Raw genomic sequence first — 20,738 nt, forward strand, 5'->3', positions numbered from 1 at the left:
ATAATATTTTTAAATTTTAAACATAGCATGAGTTTTTATATTGGAATTTTATAGTTAACATATCCAAATACTTTATTTATACTTTTTTAGGGGTTTTTAATATAATTATTGTATAATAGTTATTTAGAGAATTAATTAAGTTTTAAATACGTTAAATAAAATTATCATAAGGAGAATAGCATGGGGCGAGAAGCTTTAGATATATTAAACATACATAAACTAACTAAACATTTTTACCAAAAGTGGATGGATACTACCGTGGATTTTCCTATGCTAAATGTTATTACATATGAAGATAAAATAAAAGCAGAGGAAGAGACGGAAAAAGGTCTTGATAATATTTTTGAGTTTTTAGGAGATTTTCCAAAGGGAGAAAATGAAAAAATACTTTGGAGAATAAAATTTAAAAAGCTTGCTTATGATTTTTCTCTAAGGGGATACTCTAAAGAACATAAAAAGGAGCTAGAACCTTATATAGATAAGTTTTTAAAGGTTATGGGAGAGTTTACTAAGAGCTCTAAAAGTTTTGACTCTAAATTATCTTATGAAGAAATATGGCAAGCCATGAGAAATGTGTGGGCTTTAGTCTTACTTCAAATTATATTTGATCAGGAAGTAGGGCTTACTAAGGGAATTTTTGCTTATAGCCTTCTATATCCATATACAGATAATTATTTAGATAGTAGCGAACTTTCATCTAAAGAAAAGAAAGAATTCAATTTATTAGTTAAAGAAAAGCTAGAAGGAAAGAAAGTTTATCCTAAGGATGATATTTCTAAAAAGGTAGTTATATTACTTTCAAAGATAGAGGAACAGTTTGAAAGAATTAAATATGATGAGGTGTTCAAAAGCTTATTAGCTATTCAAAATGCACAAGAGAAAAGTTTGCATCAGCAAGGTGAGAAAAATTCTTTAAATGAAAAAGAACTTTTGGATATATCCATAGAAAAAGGTGGTACTTCTGTATTAGTTGATGGATATCTTGTGAAAGGAAAATTAAATGTGGATGAAATTTATTTCTTATTTTCCTTTGGAATAGCTCTTCAAATAGTCGATGATATTCAGGACATAGAAGAAGATATTAGAGAAAATCATAACACAGTAGTAACTAAAGTAGGTCATAGATGGAACTTAGATAATCTAACAAAGAATTTATTAGGTTTTACGGTAGATATATTAAAAGATTTAGCAAAAGTAAATAAGGATAAAAATATAATATTTGAAAACTTTGTAGTTAAAAGAGCTATGCATTTTGTTTATTTTGCTATAACTAAGAATAAAAAGTTATATAGCAGTAAATTTATGAATGAGTTTGAAAATTACTTGCCTTACACTTTAAAATATATGACTAATTTGAACAAGAACTTAAATAAAAAGTTAAAAAGAACTAAGCGGAAATTAGGTGACAAGAGATTTAAAGAGGTAATGGAGTATATTTTCAGTGCATAGAGATAATGGGATAGGATTGATTATATACTAAAAGCATAATATTTTAGGGGGATAAAATATGATTAAAAAGCTAGAGAATTTTGAAATAGAAGAAGTTATGGATATTTGGTTAAAGACTAATATTACTGCTCATAATTTCATAGAAGAGGATTATTGGGTTAAAAATTATAATCTTGTTAAAGATGAATACATTCCTATATCTACAACTTTTGTGTATAAAGAAGATAATATAATTAAAGGATTTATAAGTATTATAGATAATTCATTTATTGGTGCATTGTTTGTTCTAGATGATTATCAGGGACAAGGTATTGGGAAGAGTTTAATAAATCATTGCAAGTCCCTATATCCTAGATTAGAGCTTGCTGTTTATAAAGATAATACATCTTCTGTGAATTTTTATAAGAAGTGCAGTTTTAATATAAACGTGGAGCATCCTAATGAGGATTCTAGTTTTATGGAGTACATAATGTTATGGGAAGAAGAATAAATAAACCATCAAAAAACAGTCAATAATTTAAAACTTAGTGCATATAATAATGGATAAAGTTAGATACTATAAAGTTTAATTAATAAATGATTAAGTCTTTATATATTATATATAAATTAATAAAAGGTTAGATTTATAGTATATTATCAGTTAGGCATGTATATATTTCATATACAGATAAAGATATCTATTATAAAAATTAATATGCTTTTATATTGTATTGACGTTTAAATAGTTAGTGTAATATAATTGTATTAATTTAGAAAGAATTAATTAGAATCATTGTATAATTTTATTATATACATAAATTTTATGGAAGGAGGATTACTGTGGAAAGTATTAAAAAGGCATTTGTAGGACAAGTTAATCATTTTTATTGGTGCCGTTACTTTGGTGGTAATGGTTTTTTGTCTTACAAAAAAATAATTAGCTTTTTTAATGAGATTTTCTATGGTACTTTCTATAAATTTTATGAGAAGTATATTATAGGTTTAACCCTAGGGCACTAGGAGTATAACTTTTTAGTATATATCTTTTAATAGACTTTTCAAGTAAGAGATCTCGATATTCGGGGTCTCTTATTTTTTTACATTATTTTATGGGTAAAAAATTAAGAGTAATTTAGAATTGTATCTTATTTTTTTATATATTATTTTAAGGAGGATTATTATGAGGTATGAAAAATATGAAGGCCATAAAGATACAGAGATTTCCATAGGTAATAGCAAAATTGGCGGAGGGAATATAGCTCTTATTGCAGGGCCTTGTTCTGTTGAAAGTAGGGAGCAAATAGTCTCTATTGCAAGAGATGTTAAGAAAAGTGGGGCAAAATTTTTAAGAGGAGGAGCTTTTAAGCCTAGAACTTCACCTTACAGTTTTCAAGGGTTAGGATGTGATGGTCTTTCTCTTTTATTGGAGGCTAAAAAAGAAACAGGTTTACCAATAGTTACGGAGATTATGTCTACAGAGTATTTAGATCTATTTGAAGAGAAAGTTGATGTGATTCAAGTTGGAGCTAGGAATATGCAAAACTTCGAACTGTTAAAGGCATTAGGAAAGACAAGAAAGCCTATACTTTTAAAACGAGGTGCATCTGCCACTATAGAAGAATTTTTAATGGCATCTGAGTATATTTTAGCTGGTGGAAATGAGAATGTGGTTCTTTGTGAGAGAGGAATTAGAACCTTTGAAAACTTTACAAGGAACACTTTAGATTTAAGTGCAGTGGTTGCACTAAAAAGTCTTACACATCTTCCAGTTGTGGTGGATCCAAGCCATGGATCGGGGTTATGGTGGATGGTAGAACCTTTAGCAAAGGCAGCTGTTGTGGTTGGAGCTGATGGATTAATTATAGAGGTCCACAACAATCCAGAGAAAGCTTTATGTGATGGAAATCAATCTTTAAAACCGAAGAAGTTTAATGCGTTAGTAAATGATTTAAGGGAATTTGCAAGGATTCAAAATAAAAATATTTAGAGGATTAAAAAGAGTTTAAGATATGAAAAATAACAATGTTTAACGTGGAAAGTTTATTTTAAAGAATTTTAGAAATTTGCATATAATGCTTTGTATGAATTTTAAAAAAGAGAATTATAAGGTATTATAGTAATATAAAAACTTAGATATATTATATTTATACAATATAAATAGGGAAAGAAGGCATTCTTATTAATATGAAGGAAATAGAAATAAATTTAAAGGATAATAACTACAAAATTCATATAGAAAATGGTCTTTTTAATAGAATTCCTGAGTTAGTAAGTGAAGTTTACAAGGGAGATAAAATACTAATAGTTACGGACTATAATGTCTATAAGTTTTATGGAGAAAAGATAATAGATTTATTAGAACAAGGAGGATTTAGTGTTAAACTAGTAAAGATAAAACCGGGAGAAGAAAGTAAGTCTTTAGATATGGCTTCATATTTATATGGAGAACTTTTAGATTTTAAACTTTCTCGTTCTAATTTAATAATATCCTTAGGTGGAGGAGTGGTAGGTGATTTAACGGGATTTGTGGCATCTACTTATTTAAGAAGTGTACCTTATATTCAAATTCCCACATCTCTTTTAGCTCAAATAGATAGTAGCATAGGTGGGAAAGTTGCAGTAAATTTAGAGCAAGGGAAAAATCTTATAGGAAGTTTTTATCATCCTAGAAAAGTAATTATAGACCCTTTAGTTTTAAATACCTTAGATAAAAGATTTATAAAAGATGGAATGGGAGAGGTTATTAAGTACGGGTGTATAAAAAGTGATAAGTTATTTTATAATCTTTTAAAATATAATTCACTGGAAGAATTAAAAGAAAATATGAATTATATAATCCACACTTGCTGCACTATAAAAAAGGAAGTTGTGGAGAAGGATGAAAAGGATACTGGCATTAGAATGATTTTAAATTTTGGTCACACACTAGGTCATGCTATAGAAAAATATTTTAACTATGAAAAGTATACTCATGGAGAGGCTGTTGCACTTGGAATGTATTGTATAACTAAAAATAGCGAGACTTTAGGTTATACAAAGAAGGGGACTTCAGAACTTATAAAGCAAATTCTTAAGAAGTATGAGATAGATTTTAATACACCTAGTATGGATATAACTAAGGTTTTAGAGTGCGTAACATTAGATAAAAAGGTTATGAGTAAGTATATAAACTTAATACTTTTAAGGGAACTAGGAGAAGCTTTTATAGAAAAAGTATATATAGCTAATATAGAAAGATTTTTTAATTAAATTTTAATTTAAGATTGGTGGTGAATTTATGGCTACTTTAAGGATAGAACCTAACTTTTTAAAAGGAGATGTTAGTATACCTCCTTCTAAAAGTTTAAGCCATAGAGCTATAATATGTGCGGCCTTAGGACAAGGGGAAAGTGTGATTTCAAATGTACTTTTATCTGAAGATATAAAGGCAACCATAGAAGGTATGAGGACAATAGGTGCTACTATTAAAATAGTAGATGAAGATGATAAAATGAAAACTTTAGTTATAAACGGATGTTGTTCTAAAAACTTTGATGAAGTTATTATAAACTGTAGGGAATCAGGGTCTACTCTAAGATTTTTAATTCCTATAGCTTTATTAAAATCAAATAAGAGTGAATTTTATGGAAGTGGAAAATTAGTAGAAAGGCCACTTACTACTTATTATAATATATTTAAGGAAAAGGGTATTAGGTATGAAAATCATAATGGAAAATTACCACTTACTATAGAAGGAAAGTTAGTGGGTGGAAATTTTGAAGTGGAGGGAAATATAAGTTCTCAGTTTATATCTGGACTATTGTTTGCTCTACCACTTTTAGAAGAAGATTCTATTATAAAAATTAAAAATAATTTGGAATCCAAAGCTTATGTAGATCTTACCATAGACATGATGAGGAACTTTGGCATAGTTATAGAAAATAGAAGTTATAAGGTATTTTATATAAAAGGAAATCAACGTTATAAATCTTTTGATTACAAGGTTGAAGGAGACTTTTCTCAAGGAGCTTTCTTTTTAGTAGGAAAGGCATTAGGTAATGAAATTAAAGTTGAAGGACTTAACTTAAATTCACTTCAAGGAGATAAGGAGATTATTGAAGTTATAAAGACTATAGAAAATAAAAAAAGTAGAGATACCCTAATAGATGCTTCAGAGATTCCTGATTTAGTTCCTATTATAGCAGTACTTTCTTCTTTAAGACTTGGAAAAACTCACATTTTTAATGCTGGAAGGCTTAGAATAAAGGAATCGGATAGATTAAGGGCTATATGCACAGAACTTAAAGCCTTAGGTGCTAATATAGAAGAACTAGATGAAGGACTTATTATATTAGGAACAGAGGAACTGCAAGGGGGAGTAGAAGTTCATAGCTGGAATGATCATAGAATAGCTATGTCCCTTGCTATAGCAGGAACTAGGTGTAGAGAAGCTATAATATTGAAAGGTAGTGAATCTGTAAATAAGTCATATCCTCATTTTTGGAATACTTATAAGGAGTTAGGAGGAATTTTGCATGAGTGGAGTAATAGGGAATAAACTAAAACTGAGTATTTTTGGAGAATCTCATGGAGAGGGAATTGGCATAGTTATAGATGGACTTCCGGCAGGTGTAGAATTAAATTTAGAATTTATAAAGTTTCAAATGAAAAGACGAGCACCAGGAAGAAGCAAGCTTACAACTCCACGTCATGAGGCTGATATGTTTAATATTTTAAGTGGAGTCTTTGAGGGGAAAACCACAGGAACGCCACTATGTGCAGTGATTTTTAATAAGGATACAAAATCTAAGGATTATAGCCAGTTAAAATCTAAAATGAGACCAAGCCACTCAGATTATCCTGCCAAAGAAAAGTATTTAGGATTTAATGATTATAGAGGTGGAGGTCATTTCTCTGGTAGAATTACAGCACCTTTAGTTTTTGCAGGAGCCATTGCGATAAAACTTTTAGAGAGCAAGGGTATATATTTAGGAAGTCATATAAAAAGCATATATAATATAGAAGAAGAATTCTTTGATTTTAAAAACTTAGATAAGAACCTATTTTTAAATTTAAGGCATAAGGAATTCCCTGTTATGGACGAACATAAGGGGATTCTTATGAAAGATGAGATACTAAAAGGAAGAGGGGAACTGGACTCGAGAGGAGGAATTATAGAAATTGCAACTATAAATCTTCCAGTGGGATTAGGCTCACCGTTTTTTGATTCTGTGGAAAGCAGATTATCGCATATGATATTTTCAGTTCCAGGAGTTAAGGGAATAGAGTTTGGATCAGGATTTAATATAACTAAATTAAAGGGCTCCGAAGCAAATGACCCTTATGGAATAGATAATGGAAAAATAGTAACACTAAAAAATAATAATGGTGGAGTTGTTGGGGGACTTACTACTGGAATGCCTTTAATTTTTAGGGTGGCTATAAAACCCACTTCTTCTATAGGAATTTCACAAGATACAGTGGACATAGAAAAATTCGAAGAGGTTAAATTAGAGGTAAAGGGTAGACATGATCCATGTATAGTACCTAGAGCGGTTCCTGTTATTGAGAGTGTTACAGCACTTACAATTCTTGATTTAATATTAGAAAGAGAGGGTGAAGTATGGAAGATATAAAAAACATAAGAAGAGAAATTGATAATATAGATAAGGAATTAGTTAGAATATTTGAGGAGAGATTAAATCTTTCTTTAAAAGTTATGGAATATAAAAAAGAAAGGTCCTTACCTATACTAGATAAAAATAGAGAAGAACAAGTGATAAAACAGGCTAAAGAAAATTTAAATAATATTAAGTATGAAGAATATTTAGAAGATTTTTTTACAAAACTTATGGAAATTAGCAAAAAAGTACAGTATCATGTGGGGTATAAGGAATAATTAAGTTAGTGAAGTTGCTTGAGATTTAATACATAGATATACTATAGAAACTTTAATGATTAATTATGAATTTAAATAAATAATAAGAAATAAAGGAGGGTTTAGTGAGAATTTGTAACTTATGAGTTATTCTCACTAAAGATAAGTTATGGAAAAGTTATATGGAATAATTGGGGAGAAATTAGGACATACTTATTCTCCAGAAATTCATCATAAAATTTTAGAAAGTATAAACATAGACGGACATTTCGGAGTATTTCAAGTTGAGAGAGAACGTCTTTGTCATGTAATCCCAGGATTAAAGGCTTTAGATTATAAAGGTATTACTGTGACAATACCTTATAAATTAGAGATTATAAAGTATCTAGATTCCTTAAGTGAAGAGGCAGAGAAAATAGGCGCTGTAAATGTGGTTAAGATAAATAATGGGAAAGCTATAGGTTACAACACAGACTACTATGGGTTTGGTATGACATTAGAACATTATAATATAGATTTTAAAGGCGAAGATGTAGTAATTTTAGGTACAGGGGGAGCATCAAGAGCTGTAGTTCAATACCTTTTTGATAATGGTGCTAGGGAAATTATATTTGTAACTAGAAATAAGGAAGAGGGAAAGAAAAAATATCCCCAATATAAAGTTATAAATTATGAAGAACTAGGTTCTATAAAAGAGGCTGCCCTAGTTGTAAACTGTACTCCTGTAGGAATGTATCCTAAATGTGATTTTACACCAATAGATAAAAAATATTTTAAAAAGTTTAAAGCAGCAGTGGATATTATTTATAATCCATTAGAGACTAAGTTTTTAAAAGAAGCTGGTGAAGAGGGATTAAAAGCTGTAAATGGTATGTACATGCTAGTTGCCCAAGCTATAAAGGCACAAAGCATTTGGAATTGCATGGAAGTTTCTTATGATATAGTTAATGATATTCATAAGCATATGATGAGTAAGTAATGAGTAAAAATATTGTTTTAATAGGTATGCCAGGGTGCGGGAAAAGCGCTTTGGGTTATTTTTTATCTAAGAGGTTAAATTTAGATTTTATAGATTTAGACCGCTTTATAGAAAAAGGTGAAAATAAGAAAATCCCTGAAATCTTTGAAAGTGGTGAAGAGTATTTTAGAGGTATAGAAGAACAATATGTAGAGAAAGTTAGTGTGCTTAAATCCACCATAATATCTACAGGTGGAGGAGTAATAAAGCGAGAAAAGAATATAAACTGTTTAAAAGAAAATGGAGTGTTAATTTTTATAGATAGACCTTTAGATAATATTATTAAGGATATAGACATAGAAAATCGACCTCTATTAAAAGATAAGAAAGATAATCTACATAAATTATACGATGACAGGTACGAACTTTATAGAATATATGGGGATTATAGAGTTTTAAATAAAGGCACATTAGAAGAAACTTTAAATGAAGTAATGGAGATTTTAAAAAGAGAGAAGATAATTTAAATTTATCATTTAGACAAGGTAGTAAAGAACTAGAAATATATAATTTTTATTTATAAAAAATATACAAATAAAAACTAAGTTATGGAAGCAGATTTAATCTCAGTAGAGGAGGGATATAAATGGAAGATAAAAAAATGAAAATCTTAGTTATAAATGGACCTAATTTGAATTTTTTAGGTATAAGAGAAAAAGAAGTTTATGGAGCTAAAACTTACGAAGGTCTTTGCTCTTATATAAGATGTACGGCAGAAGAACTTAAAGCAGAAGTAACATTAAAACAAAGTAATATTGAGGGAGAAATCATAAATTTTATACAAGAAGCCTATGGAAAATATGATGGTATAGTTATAAATCCAGGAGCTTACACTCATTACAGTATAGCAATTTATGATGCTTTAAAATCTGTTGATATAGACACCATAGAAGTTCACCTAAGTAACATTTATAAAAGAGAAGAATTTAGACATAAATCCGTTACGGCAGCAGCTTGCATAGGACAAATATCAGGCCTTGGATTTTTAGGATATAAATTAGCAATGGAGGCTTTGGTTAACATATAGATTAATAAAATATTAAATCTAAGGGGAATAAAATATGACTATTTCTAATATAATATCTTTTATTTCATTTACTTTACTTGCAATATTAATTCTTAAGGATTATATAGCTATTAGGAAACCGTATAATTACCTTACAATTATATTTGTAATACTACCACCAATGATAATTAATACTCCAATAGGTAAAAATATGAGTAGAGGATTAGAGAGAATATTTGTTCCAGCATATGCTGCCATTGGCATAGGAATTATAGTATGTCATGAGTATACAAGAAGAAAGAAAAAATAGAATTATAATATTATAGAAGTATACTAAATGGAAGTCAAATATGACTTCCATTTAAATTGTAAATAGAATCTATAAGTTCTATCTATAATATATATTAGAAACATAACTTACTTTAAGTTGAAAATAAAATTAACATAAGAATAAACTTAAGGGGGAGTTTTTTTGCACAAGAATAAGTTAATGGAATTAGATCCTGAGATTAGGGAAAAAGTTATGAGAGATGACTTAGGGAAGGAGAAGTGTAAGATCTTAGATAAATATAATCTTCATTCTAACGAGCGTATATATTGGGAGAGAATACAGGAGAAGTATCCAACTCAGGAATATTTCAGTCATAAGTTTGCCATAAAAACCTCACCACTAGGAATGATTTTTCACATATACAGATTATGCTTTGCAAAGACTAAATATTTTGAAAATAATTGGGATAAGTTTGTGCCATGTGTATATAATTGCAAGGATGGATTTGTTGAGACAGAAATATATAATATGGAGTATTTAAAGCAAAGGAGTACAGGCATCATAATAGATTTAAGGGAACTTGCTAAGATAAAGTGGTTACAAGATTTTAAGGATTTATGTGATTATTTAGAGGAGAAAGAGGCGGAACAAATAGAAATAGTATAATATAGTCTAAGCTTAATCTTCAAAAATTGTTAAGTTAAAGGACTAAGTTATAAGGGAATTTATTATTTGAATCTTGAGACAAATATTACATTGTGTTAAAATTAATTTATATAAACTATTAAACCTATAAAACAGGGGGGCTGGATATGGCCGGCTGAGATAAAGACCCTATAAAGTCTTTGACCCTTTAACCTGATCTGGGTAATGCCAGCGTAGGAAACATAATTGTAATGTAATAGTTGCTAAGTTTTAATTGGGATTTTTAATTCTATTGGAACTTAGGAAGCTTATTTATGATAATGCAAATCCGAAACTGAGTTTGCATTTTTTTATTTTTTTAATATTAATAAGTGTGCACGGGGGTGGTTATATGAGTAATACAAAAAAACTGACATGCTCTGGAATTTTAATAGCTATAGGTGTAATGTCATCTCATGTTATTTATATACCAGTGGGAGTTTCTAAGTGTTTTCCTATTCAACATGTTATTAATGTACTATCTGCTATTTTCTTAGGGCCTTTATATGCTTTAGGAAATGCATTTTTAATTTCTTTACTTAGAAATATTCTAGGTACAGGGAGTTTACTTGCTTTTCCAGGAAGTATGTTTGGAGCAGTTTTAGCAGGAATATTCTATAGAAAATTTAATAAGGATATTTATGCTGTAATAGGCGAGGTTGTAGGTACTGGTATTATAGGGAGCTTAATGGCTTTTCCAATAGCAAGTTTATTAATGGGAAAAAAGGTGGGGGCTTTCTTTTTTATAATACCTTTCTTACTTAGCACTATAGGAGGAAGTATTATTGCCTATTTAATTATGAAGGTTATTAGTAGTAGAAATTTAAATAAGTTTTATTAGAAATTAAATTTAAGTATAACAAAAATATAAAAGTATAGAACTTAAGATATGATTTACAATTGGAATTTAAAATACATATTAGTAAGTATAAATCAAAAGCAAAAATTCAAAGGAAAAGGGGAGATATATATGAAAAATGTACTAACTATAGCAGGTTCAGACAGTTGTGGTGGAGCTGGAATACAAGCAGATTTAAAAACTTTTTCTGCTCATGGAGTTTATGGAATGTCAGTTATTACTGCAATTACAGCCCAAAATACTATGGGGGTATTTGATGTGCAAGATATAGATAAAGATATTATAGAAAATCAGATTAGTTGTATATATGAAGATATTCAGGTTTCTGCAGTAAAAATAGGTATGGTATCTAAGATTGAAACTATAGATGCAATAGCTGAAGGACTTTTAAAATACAATGCAGGTAACATAGTTTTAGATCCTGTTATGATATCTAAAAGTGGATTTGACCTTTTAAAACCAGAATCTAAGAAAACTTTAATAGAAAAATTAATTCCCATAGCAACAGTTATAACTCCTAATATACCAGAGGCTGAGGTTATTTTAGATAGAAAAATTGATACTTTGGATAAGATGGTCATAGCAGCAAAAGATATACATAAACTAGGACCTAAAAGTGTATTGCTTAAAGGGGGACATTTAGACCATAATGCTACAGATGTTTTATTCCATAAAGGTGAGATTTATTATTTAAAGGGCGAAAAAATACATACTAAAAATACTCATGGGACAGGTTGCACTTTATCTTCTTCGATAGCATCTAATTTAGCCTTAGGATACGATTTGGAGGAAGCTGTAAAAAGGGCAAAAGATTATATAACTATGGCCATAAAGCACTCATTTAGCATAGGTCATGGTGTTGGGCCAACACATCATTTCTACCAATTATATAAGTTAGCAGGTTTGGAGGTGAAGTAATAATGGAAATAAATAGAGAGTTATTAAAAGAATGTAGTAATAAACTATATAATTTAAAAGAAAAGAATCCATTAGTTCATCATATAACAAATTACGTTACTGTAAATGATTGTGCAAATATAACTTTAGCTATAGGAGCATCTCCTGTTATGGCTGACGATATAAATGAAGTTCAGGACATGGTTTCTATAGCTTCATCATTAGTTATAAATATAGGAACATTAAATTCCAGAACAGTAGATGCTATGCTAAAGGCAGGAGAGAGAGCAAATGAACTTAATATTCCTATAGTGTTAGACCCAGTGGGAGTAGGCGCTACAAAGTATAGAACAGAAGTTGCAAGAAAACTTTTGGATAAATTACATTTTACTGTAGTTAGGGGAAACATGTCTGAGATTAAAATGCTTTCAGGACTAAAGAGTGAGATTAAAGGAGTGGATTCTTCAGAAAGTTTAGATGGTGCAGAGGAAATAGCAAAAAATCTAGCTTTAAAATTAAATTCAGTTGTAGCTATTACAGGAGAAATAGATTATATATCTGACGGGAAAAAACTTGTTTTAATTAAAAATGGTCATGCTACTTTATCTAAGGTTACAGGGACAGGCTGTATGAGTTCATCTTTAATAGGTTCTTTTACGGCTATTAATAAGGATGGATTTATAGGTGCTATATCAGGGATTATGGCCATGGGTATTGCAGGGGAAAAGGCCTTGGAGAGTTTAAAAGCGAATGAGGGTATAGGTACTTTTAGAGTAAGAATTTTTGATAATATATATAATTTAAAAGAAGAGGATTTTAGGGAAAGAGGAAAAGTATTCTTATTATAAAAATATATGCAAAGAAAGAGAGTGTAATTGTGAGAAATTTTGATAAAAGTAAGGTGGATTATACTATTTATTTAGTAACAGATAGAGATGTTTTAAATGGAAGAGATTTAAAATCTGCTGTGGAAGATACGATTCTAGGTGGTGCTACTTTAATACAACTAAGGGAGAAAAATTGTTCAAGTTTAGAATTTTATAATATAGCACTAGAAGTTAAAGAAGTAACTACAAAATATAATATTCCTTTAATAATAAATGATAGATTAGATATAGCTTTAGCTGTAAATTCTGAAGGAGTTCATATTGGGCAAAGTGATATACCTCTTAAGATTGCAAAAAATATACTAGGGGAAGAAAAACTTATAGGAGTATCGGCTCAAACTTTAGAACAGGCAGTAGTAGCTGAGAGAGAAGGTGCAGATTATTTAGGTGTAGGAGCAATTTTTAAAACTTCAACTAAAAAAGATGCAAAACAAGGGCTCGGATTGGAACTTTTAAGAGAAATAAAGCATAATATTAAAATACCTATAGTGGGAATTGGTGGTATAAATCATAGTAATGCAAAATTGGTTATGGATACAGGAGTTCAAGGAGTTTCAATAGTTTCATGCATTCTAGGGGAAGAGAATATAAGAGTGGCTACGGAAGATTTAAAAAATAAATTATAGATAAATAATTATTTAAACTACTAGGTTAAAAACTTAGTAGTTTTGTTTTAATTAAAGCACTTTGTTGATATAATAAGTATAGCAAGAATTTTAACAGGGCTTATGGCTCTAAATAAAGGAGTTGTATGTTATGGATTTAAATCATAATGAAGACTTAACCATGGAAGAGGCTATGCAATCCATAGAACATTCTATGAAGAGAGTTAAAGTTGGAGATGTAATAAAAGGTAAGGTATTATCTGTATTAGATAAAGAAGTTATGGTTAATATAGGAGGCATGAAAGACGGAATAATTCCTTTTAACGAGCTTTCTTTTAATGATGATGTTGTATCATCAGAAATAGTTAAGGAAGATGAAGAAATTTATGTTTATGTATTAAAAATAGATGATGGTGAAGGAAATGTGTTACTATCTAAAAAAAGAGCTGATGAGATAAAGCTATGGGATAGTCTTTATAATGCGAATAAAAAAGAAGAAATAGTAGAATTTAAAGCAGGGGAAGTTGTAAAGGGTGGAATTAGAGGTACTGTTAAAGGATTAAAAGCCTTTATGCCTGCATCTTTAGTATCTGCACACTATGTTGAGGATTTAAAAGTTTATGTCGGAAAAACTTTAGAAGTAAAGATAGTAGAAATAGATAGAAGACATGAAAAGATAGTAGTATCAAGAAGAGTAATTGAACAAGAAGAGATTAATAGTAAAAAAGAAGTCTTTTGGAATGAAATTAAAAAAGGTGAAGTGAGAAGGGGTACTGTAAGTAAAATAATGAATTTTGGTGCCTTTGTAGATTTAGGTGGAGAAGAGGGGTTAATTCATATATCTGAACTTTCTTTTAGAAAAGTTAGAAATGCAGAAGAAGTGGTGTCTGTAGGGCAAAGTTTAGATGTATATGTACTTGATGTAGATAGGGATAAAAAGAGAATTTCTCTTAGCCTAAAAGAATTAGGTGAAGACCCATGGAATACTATTTTAGAGAGATTTAGTGAAGGTGATGTTGTAGAAGGTAAGGTTTCTAGAACTTTAGATTTTGGAGCTTTTGTAGAAATATATGAGGGAATAGAAGGGCTTGTTCATGTAACAGAAATTAGTGAAGAGAATATAGGGAAGCCTTCTAGTGTACTTCAACCTTCTGACAAGGTTAAAGTTAAAATTTTAAATATTGATAAAGAGAATCATAGAATTGCATTAAGTATAAAAGATGCAAAAGAAAAGCCTGTAGAGGATATTTCTAAGTATATAGATCAAGAAGAATCAAGTAGTTCTTTAGGAGATTTATTAAAGGAAAAACTAAAAGGTTTGAATTTAAAATAACAAATGAAACATAAAAAGTAAGAATTTAAAACATAAAAAAAGATGGGTATGTAATCGTACTCATCTTTTTTATGTTTTAATATAGTAAATATACTTTAATATGTATATGCATTGCACGTTTCGACAACTTTTTTTAATTTAATATAGTACAATATAGTAGAACTTTTTATAAAGGAATGTATAAATAAAACAATAACTTTTGTTATAGTGAATATGCCTTAGAATGGGAAGGAATATTATATGAAAAATAGCTTAAGGAAAAAATTTATAGTCCCAGTTTTTGCAGTAGCAGCTTTGGGCTTATTTATACTATCATTCACTTGTTATTATGAGTCTAAACAGCTCTTAAATAAATATATTCAGGGGAACGCAGAAGACAAAGTTGAAAAGCTTGTAGATGGTATGAATAATGAATTAGAACAATGGAAGCTTATAGTGCAACTATTTTCGGACAATGAACTTATTAGTAAATCTAAATACAAAGAGTTTTTTCATTATGTGAAAGAAAACCATATAGTTTGCAAGAACTTTACACTTATACTAGTAAGCGATTTAAATGGCAATTATATTGATGATAGTGGAAATAAAGGAAGTATTAAAGATAGAAGTTATTTTAAATCAGCAGTTAATGGAGATATTGTAATATCAGATCCTATAATATCAAAAAATCGCGGTACTCCTGTAATAGCAATAGCCTCACCTATAAAGAGAAATGGGGAAATAAAAGGTGTATTATCGGTAAATATAAGTCTTTCTCATTTAACAGATGTTATAAATGTAGAAAGAATGGGAGAGAAAGGTTATGCTTTCATGCTTGACTCACAAGGTAGACCTATGGCTTATCCTAAAAAGGAGCATATTTTAAAGGAAAATATGTTAAACTCAAGCAATGAAAAATTGAGAGAGATAGCTAATAACATGGTTAGTGGAATTTCTGGTGTAGGGAAGTATGATTATGAAGAAGGAAGTAAAATAATTGCGTATAGACCAGTAAAGTATGTACCTTGGTCTATTGCTATGACAGCTAATTATGATGAACTAAGTCAAGATATAAGGGTGCTTAGAAGGTTTACTATTTTTATTAGTGTTTGTGTTATATCTACTATATTAATTGCTCTTTATTATTTACTTAAATCTGTCATAAGTCCTATTGAAGAAATGCAGGAATGTATGAAAGTTGCATCTGATGGTGATTTATCTGTTCAATGCAATGTTAAGAGGAGTGATGAGTTAGGTGATTTGGGTCACAGCCTAAATGTTTTAATAAGGGAAAATAGCAACTTTTAGATGAAACTATAGAATATGATAGATTAAAGGTAGAATTCTTCTCTAATATATCTCATGAGTTAAAGACACCATTAAATGTTATCTTCTCTACTATACAGTTATTGAATCTATATGTTAAGGAAAATAGAATAAACTTTAAAGATTATAATATAAATGAAGAAGTATTAGATTCAACAAAGATAATTAAATATATAGACATAATGGGACAAAATACACAGAGACTAATTAGACTTACAAATAATCTAATAGATATAACTTGTATAGATTCAGCTTCATTAGAGCTTAATCTTAGCAATGAAAATATAGTGGAAGTTGTAGAAAATTTAACTTTGGCTACTGTTGAGTACATGAATAAAATAGGAAGAAATATTATTTTTGATACAGATGTTGAAGAGAAAATAATAGCTATTGACAAAGATAAAATAGAAAGAATCTTACTAAATTTATTTTCTAATGCTATAAAATCTACAGAAAAAGGAGATTATATATCTGTAGATATTATAGATAGAGGTAGTGACGTATGTATAAGAGTAAAAGACACAGGGGAGGGTATAGAGGAACAAAAACAGAAGGTTATATTTGAAAGATTTAGACAAGTTGATGAATTATATATTAGGAAGCATGAAGGGACGGGTATAGGACTTTCTATTGTAAAATCTTTAGTGGACATGCATCATGGTGATATCATTCTAAAAAGTGAACCTGGATGTGGTAGTGAATTCATAATATCACTTCCATCAAGGATAGTAGATAAAGAGTATAAAGAAGAGAAAATAGTAAGAGAATCTCTAAAAGAAAAAATAGAAATAGAGTTTTCTGATATATATAGTTAATATTATAAATAACTATTTTCAGTAAAGTTTTTTACAAATTTTTAATTTATGCTATAATATTTTTTATAAACCATGAATGGAGGAGAATATATGAGTTTACACATTTCAGCAAAATCAGGTGAAATAGCAGAAACCGTATTACTACCAGGAGATCCACTAAGAGCTAAGTTTATAGCAGAAACATTTTTAGAGGACGTAGTTTGTTATAATGAAGTTAGAGGAATGTACGGTTTTACTGGAACTTATAAAGGAAAAAAAGTTTCTGTACAAGGAACAGGCATGGGAATCCCATCAATTTCAATTTATGCAGATGAGTTAATTAATAGTTACGGTGTAAAAAACCTTGTAAGAATTGGAACTTGTGGTACTATCCAAAAGCATGTTAATGTTAGAGACGTTATAATTGCTATGAGTGCTTCTACAGATTCAAGCATAAATAAAATAAGATTTAGCGGAAGAGATTTTGCACCAACAGCTAGTTTTGAACTTTTAAAGAAAGCTTATGATGGAGCTTCTAATCTAGGAATAAACACTCATGTTGGAAATATCTTAACATCAGATACTTTCTATGATGATGATCCAGAAGCATGGAAAATTTGGTCTAACTTCGGAGTATTAGCTATAGAAATGGAAACAGCAGGACTTTACAGTCTAGCAGCTAAGTATGGAGTGAATGCTCTTGCATTACTAACAGTTAGTGATAACATACTAACAGGAGAAGTAACAACTTCTGAAGAGCGTCAAACTACATTTACTCAAATGATAGAAGTTGCACTTAGCCTTGCAGAATAATTTTATAGAAAACACATAGGCTCTTTAGCCTGTTTGTGCTCATAAAAACACTATAAAACTTAAAAAGTAAAATGTATCCTATGGAATAGACTATTTTAAAAAAGTTTATTTTATAGGATTTTTTATATTTAAATGTTTTTTCTAAGTATATATTAGGTTAAAAAACTGTTAAACTTGTTTACATTTTTTTATGTGGAGAATATGATATTAGTGTATAAATAAATTAAATAAATTTTAAACCTAATTTTTGCACATAAAATTTAAATCTTCATTTGCTTAAATGGGGATTTTTTTATTTATAGGGGGTGAGATTGCATGGAAGATTCCATTCCACTGAGGTGTGAGTTACCGAAATTAAATAAAAAGGCACAGTTATTCCAGTATATTGTATGAAAGTTCTTTCATACAATATACTGGAATAACTGTGCCTAGTGGAGGTATTGTTATGGAAATAAATAGATTAAATTTAATATCAGGATTAACAGAGGAAGAAGCTAAAAAGAGATTATTGAAAATGGGACCTAATAGTATTGAAGGGGAAAAAGGTGAAACTTTATTAAGGAAATTTATAGATAATATAAAAAACCCCTTAGTTATATTACTGAGTATACTTGCTTTTGTATCGTATTTAACTGGGGACAGAAAAGCTACTATTGTAATGATTGCAATGATTGGATTAGGTGTTATTTTAAAATTTGTTCAAGAGACTAAGGCTGATAATTCAGCAAAAACACTAAAATCTCTAGTAACCACAAGATGTACTGTAATACGTAATGGAAGAAAAAGAGAAGTAATTTTTGAGGAGATAGTTCAAGGAGATGTTATTCATTTATCCTCAGGAGATATGATACCAGCAGATTTAAAACTTATAGAAAGTAAAGATTTATTTATAAATCAATCTGCCTTAACTGGTGAATCTATTCCAGTGGAGAAAAATGTAGTTAAAAAAGAATTTAATAACCCATTAGAGAATCCTAACTTATGCCTTATGGGAACTAATGTTGAAAGTGGAACTGCTATTGCAAGAGTTATTAGTACAGGGAAAAATACTTATTTAGGTAAGGTTAATGCAAAACTTGTACAAAAAAGAGAGCTTACTAGTTTTGATAAGGGTATAAATAAGTTTACTATGTTAATGATAAGATTTATCTTCATAATGGCACCGATTGTATTTTTGGCAAATGGAATATCAAAAGGGAGTTGGGGTTCAGCTTTTTTATTTGCTATAGCAATTGCTGTAGGACTAACCCCTGAAATGCTTCCAATGATAGTTACTGTAAACTTGTCTAAAGGGGCTATAGCCATGGGCAAGAAAAAAGTTATAGTAAAAAAACTAAATGCCATACAAAATTTTGGAGCAATGAATATATTATGTACAGATAAGACTGGAACCATAACTTGTGGAAAAGTTGAACTTGAAAAACATTTAAACATATACGGTGAAGAAAGTAAGAGAGTATTAAAGTATGCTTATATGAATAGTTTCTATCAAACAGGGTTAAAAAATGTTATGGATGAGGCTATTTTAGAGTATAGAGAAAATGGGGAAGAGGAATTTAATGTTCCAAAACGATATGAGAAAATTGATGAACTTCCTTTTGACTTTCAAAGAAAAAGAATGTCTGTAGTAGTTAGAAAGGAAGGGACAGAAGATATATTAATTTGCAAAGGGGCAGTTGAAGAAGTTTTATCTTTATGCCTAAATTATGAAATAAAAGAGGGTACGGAGGAATTTACAAAAGAAAATACAAAAAGAATTTATAATATGTCAAGGGATTTAAATAAAGATGGATTTAGAGTAATTGCTGTGGCATATAAAAATCATAGCAAATTAAAAAATCAGTATACTATGGATGATGAAAGGGAGCTAACTTTATTAGGGTTTATGGCTTTTTTGGATCCACCAAAGGAAACATCTAAAGAAGCTATTGAAAAATTTAAAGGATACAATGTTGATGTAAAAGTATTAACAGGAGATAATGAAATAGTCACTAAAAAAATATGCAAGGAAGTTAGCCTTTCTGTAGATGAGATTTTACTAGGTAGTGATATAGAAAAAATGGATGATGAAGAACTTGCTATAAAAGCAGAAAGCACAACAGTATTTGCAAAACTCTCTCCTTTAGATAAAGAAAGAATAATTAAAGCCTTAAAATCTAGGGGAAATGTTGTTGGATTTATGGGAGATGGAATAAATGATGCACCAGCTTTGAAGGCAGCAGATGTAGGAATATCTGTAGATGGAGCCGTTGATATTGCAAAAGAATGCTCTGATATCATACTACTTGAGAATAATTTATTGGTGTTAGAAGAGGGGGTTTTAGAAGGAAGAAGGGTATTTGGAAATATTATAAAATATATAAAGATGACTGCTAGTTCTAATTTTGGAAACATGTTTAGCGTATTAGGGGCAAGCGTAATTCTACCTTTTTTACCTATGTTGCCACTTCAAGTTTTAACTAATAACTTACTTTATGATATATCTCAAAGTGCTATTCCTACAGATGGAGTGGATGAGCAGTGGATTAAAAAACCTAGAAAATGGGAAGTTGATAATATTAAAAAATATATAATGTGTATAGGGCCTATAAGTTCTATATTTGATTATATAACATACTTTGTATTATGGTTTGTATTTAAATCATATAATAATCCTGCCATGTTCCAGACAGGATGGTTTTTAGAATCACTATTAACTCAAACTTTAATTATTCATGTGATAAGAACAAATAAAATACCGTTTATACAAAGTAGGGCAAGCTTTAAGCTGACTGTAACATCTATATTAATTGCATTAACAGGCGTTTTTTTAGTAAATTTACCTATAGGAAGTGCCTTTGGTTTTGTAAAGCTTCCAATTATGTATTATCCAATACTGGTTCTTATACTCATCGGATATATTGTACTAACTCAAATAGTAAAAACACACTATGCTAAAAAATATGAAATAGATTAATGAACAATAAAGGTGTTTGGTTTCT

General features: G+C 29.4%; 22 protein-coding genes and 1 riboswitch. All 22 genes read left to right on the forward strand.

All coding sequences use genetic code 11. The annotated features are described in order from the left end of the window. Positions 1-180: 180 nt before the first annotated feature. The 22 genes from FGL08_RS02555 (at position 181) to mgtA (ending at position 20,713) form a co-directional block, all read left to right on the forward strand. Entirely contained in the window at positions 181-1,449 is a 1,269-nt protein-coding gene (locus FGL08_RS02555; RefSeq protein ID WP_138209313.1) for a class 1 isoprenoid biosynthesis enzyme, read from the forward strand. A 58-nt stretch (positions 1,450-1,507) separates the two neighbouring features. Continuing rightward, complete coding sequence (locus FGL08_RS02560; protein WP_138209314.1) at positions 1,508-1,939, forward strand: N-acetyltransferase; 432 nt, start codon at positions 1,508-1,510, stop codon at positions 1,937-1,939. Between the two features lie 329 nt (positions 1,940-2,268). After that, positions 2,269-2,448, forward strand: coding sequence for a hypothetical protein (locus FGL08_RS02565; RefSeq protein WP_138209315.1), 180 nt, complete (start codon positions 2,269-2,271; stop codon positions 2,446-2,448). Between the two features lie 160 nt (positions 2,449-2,608). Then, positions 2,609-3,415 (forward strand): 3-deoxy-7-phosphoheptulonate synthase, encoded by an 807-nt coding sequence (gene aroF, locus FGL08_RS02570; protein WP_138209316.1) that lies wholly within the window; start codon positions 2,609-2,611, stop codon positions 3,413-3,415. Between the two features lie 197 nt (positions 3,416-3,612). Next, positions 3,613-4,677 (forward strand): 3-dehydroquinate synthase, encoded by a 1,065-nt coding sequence (gene aroB / locus FGL08_RS02575; RefSeq protein WP_138209317.1) that lies wholly within the window; start codon positions 3,613-3,615, stop codon positions 4,675-4,677. A 28-nt stretch (positions 4,678-4,705) separates the two neighbouring features. Next, complete coding sequence (aroA, locus tag FGL08_RS02580) at positions 4,706-5,965, forward strand: 3-phosphoshikimate 1-carboxyvinyltransferase (RefSeq protein ID WP_138209318.1); 1,260 nt, start codon at positions 4,706-4,708, stop codon at positions 5,963-5,965. Further along, on the forward strand, positions 5,943-7,043 hold the full coding sequence (gene aroC, locus FGL08_RS02585; protein WP_138209319.1) for a chorismate synthase: 1,101 nt from the start codon (positions 5,943-5,945) through the stop codon (positions 7,041-7,043). The genes aroA and aroC overlap by 23 nt, the downstream gene beginning before the upstream one ends. Then, the gene (locus tag FGL08_RS02590; RefSeq protein ID WP_138209320.1) at positions 7,031-7,306 is read left to right on the forward strand and encodes a chorismate mutase; all 276 of its coding nucleotides are present in this window, start codon (positions 7,031-7,033) and stop codon (positions 7,304-7,306) included. Before aroC ends, FGL08_RS02590 begins: the two co-directional genes overlap by 13 nt. Before the next feature lie 148 nt (positions 7,307-7,454). Beyond that, positions 7,455-8,264, forward strand: coding sequence for a shikimate dehydrogenase (gene aroE / locus FGL08_RS02595; RefSeq protein WP_138209321.1), 810 nt, complete (start codon positions 7,455-7,457; stop codon positions 8,262-8,264). Then, on the forward strand, positions 8,264-8,770 hold the full coding sequence (locus FGL08_RS02600; RefSeq protein WP_138209322.1) for a shikimate kinase: 507 nt from the start codon (positions 8,264-8,266) through the stop codon (positions 8,768-8,770). Before aroE ends, FGL08_RS02600 begins: the two co-directional genes overlap by 1 nt. Positions 8,771-8,904: 134 nt before the next feature. Beyond that, positions 8,905-9,330 carry a type II 3-dehydroquinate dehydratase gene (aroQ, locus tag FGL08_RS02605; protein ID WP_138211248.1) on the forward strand — a complete coding sequence of 142 codons (426 nt, stop codon included), beginning with the start codon at positions 8,905-8,907 and terminating at the stop codon, positions 9,328-9,330. A gap of 34 nt (positions 9,331-9,364) precedes the next feature. Beyond that, positions 9,365-9,619, forward strand: coding sequence for a hypothetical protein (locus FGL08_RS02610; protein ID WP_138209323.1), 255 nt, complete (start codon positions 9,365-9,367; stop codon positions 9,617-9,619). 162 nt (positions 9,620-9,781) lie between these two features. Continuing rightward, the gene (locus FGL08_RS02615; RefSeq protein WP_243117929.1) at positions 9,782-10,246 is read left to right on the forward strand and encodes a hypothetical protein; all 465 of its coding nucleotides are present in this window, start codon (positions 9,782-9,784) and stop codon (positions 10,244-10,246) included. Positions 10,247-10,369: 123 nt separating this feature from the next. Then, positions 10,370-10,482: riboswitch (TPP riboswitch) on the forward strand. A gap of 134 nt (positions 10,483-10,616) precedes the next feature. Then, on the forward strand, positions 10,617-11,105 hold the full coding sequence (gene thiW, locus FGL08_RS02620; protein ID WP_138209324.1) for an energy coupling factor transporter S component ThiW: 489 nt from the start codon (positions 10,617-10,619) through the stop codon (positions 11,103-11,105). Positions 11,106-11,234: 129 nt separating this feature from the next. Continuing rightward, a complete protein-coding gene (gene thiD / locus FGL08_RS02625) occupies positions 11,235-12,041 on the forward strand; it encodes a bifunctional hydroxymethylpyrimidine kinase/phosphomethylpyrimidine kinase (RefSeq protein WP_138209325.1) in 807 nt (268 codons plus the stop codon). Positions 12,042-12,043: 2 nt separating this feature from the next. Continuing rightward, the gene (gene thiM, locus FGL08_RS02630) at positions 12,044-12,868 is read left to right on the forward strand and encodes a hydroxyethylthiazole kinase (RefSeq protein WP_138209326.1); all 825 of its coding nucleotides are present in this window, start codon (positions 12,044-12,046) and stop codon (positions 12,866-12,868) included. Positions 12,869-12,897: 29 nt separating this feature from the next. Next, the gene (gene thiE / locus FGL08_RS02635; RefSeq protein ID WP_138209327.1) at positions 12,898-13,533 is read left to right on the forward strand and encodes a thiamine phosphate synthase; all 636 of its coding nucleotides are present in this window, start codon (positions 12,898-12,900) and stop codon (positions 13,531-13,533) included. Between the two features lie 130 nt (positions 13,534-13,663). Beyond that, complete coding sequence (gene rpsA, locus FGL08_RS02640; RefSeq protein ID WP_138209328.1) at positions 13,664-14,845, forward strand: 30S ribosomal protein S1; 1,182 nt, start codon at positions 13,664-13,666, stop codon at positions 14,843-14,845. Between the two features lie 240 nt (positions 14,846-15,085). Continuing rightward, positions 15,086-16,132: a HAMP domain-containing protein gene (locus FGL08_RS02645; RefSeq protein WP_138209329.1), complete on the forward strand. Its 1,047-nt coding sequence runs from the start codon at positions 15,086-15,088 to the stop codon at positions 16,130-16,132. A gap of 8 nt (positions 16,133-16,140) precedes the next feature. Then, entirely contained in the window at positions 16,141-16,965 is an 825-nt protein-coding gene (locus FGL08_RS02650) for a sensor histidine kinase (RefSeq protein ID WP_279232962.1), read from the forward strand. A 90-nt stretch (positions 16,966-17,055) separates the two neighbouring features. Then, positions 17,056-17,757 carry a purine-nucleoside phosphorylase gene (deoD, locus tag FGL08_RS02655; RefSeq protein WP_138209331.1) on the forward strand — a complete coding sequence of 234 codons (702 nt, stop codon included), beginning with the start codon at positions 17,056-17,058 and terminating at the stop codon, positions 17,755-17,757. 445 nt (positions 17,758-18,202) lie between these two features. After that, positions 18,203-20,713: a magnesium-translocating P-type ATPase gene (gene mgtA / locus FGL08_RS02660; protein ID WP_138209332.1), complete on the forward strand. Its 2,511-nt coding sequence runs from the start codon at positions 18,203-18,205 to the stop codon at positions 20,711-20,713. The last annotated feature ends 25 nt before the right edge of the window (positions 20,714-20,738 follow it).

The organism is Hathewaya histolytica, assembly GCF_901482605.1.
GTDB lineage: Bacteria > Bacillota > Clostridia > Clostridiales > Clostridiaceae > Hathewaya > Hathewaya histolytica.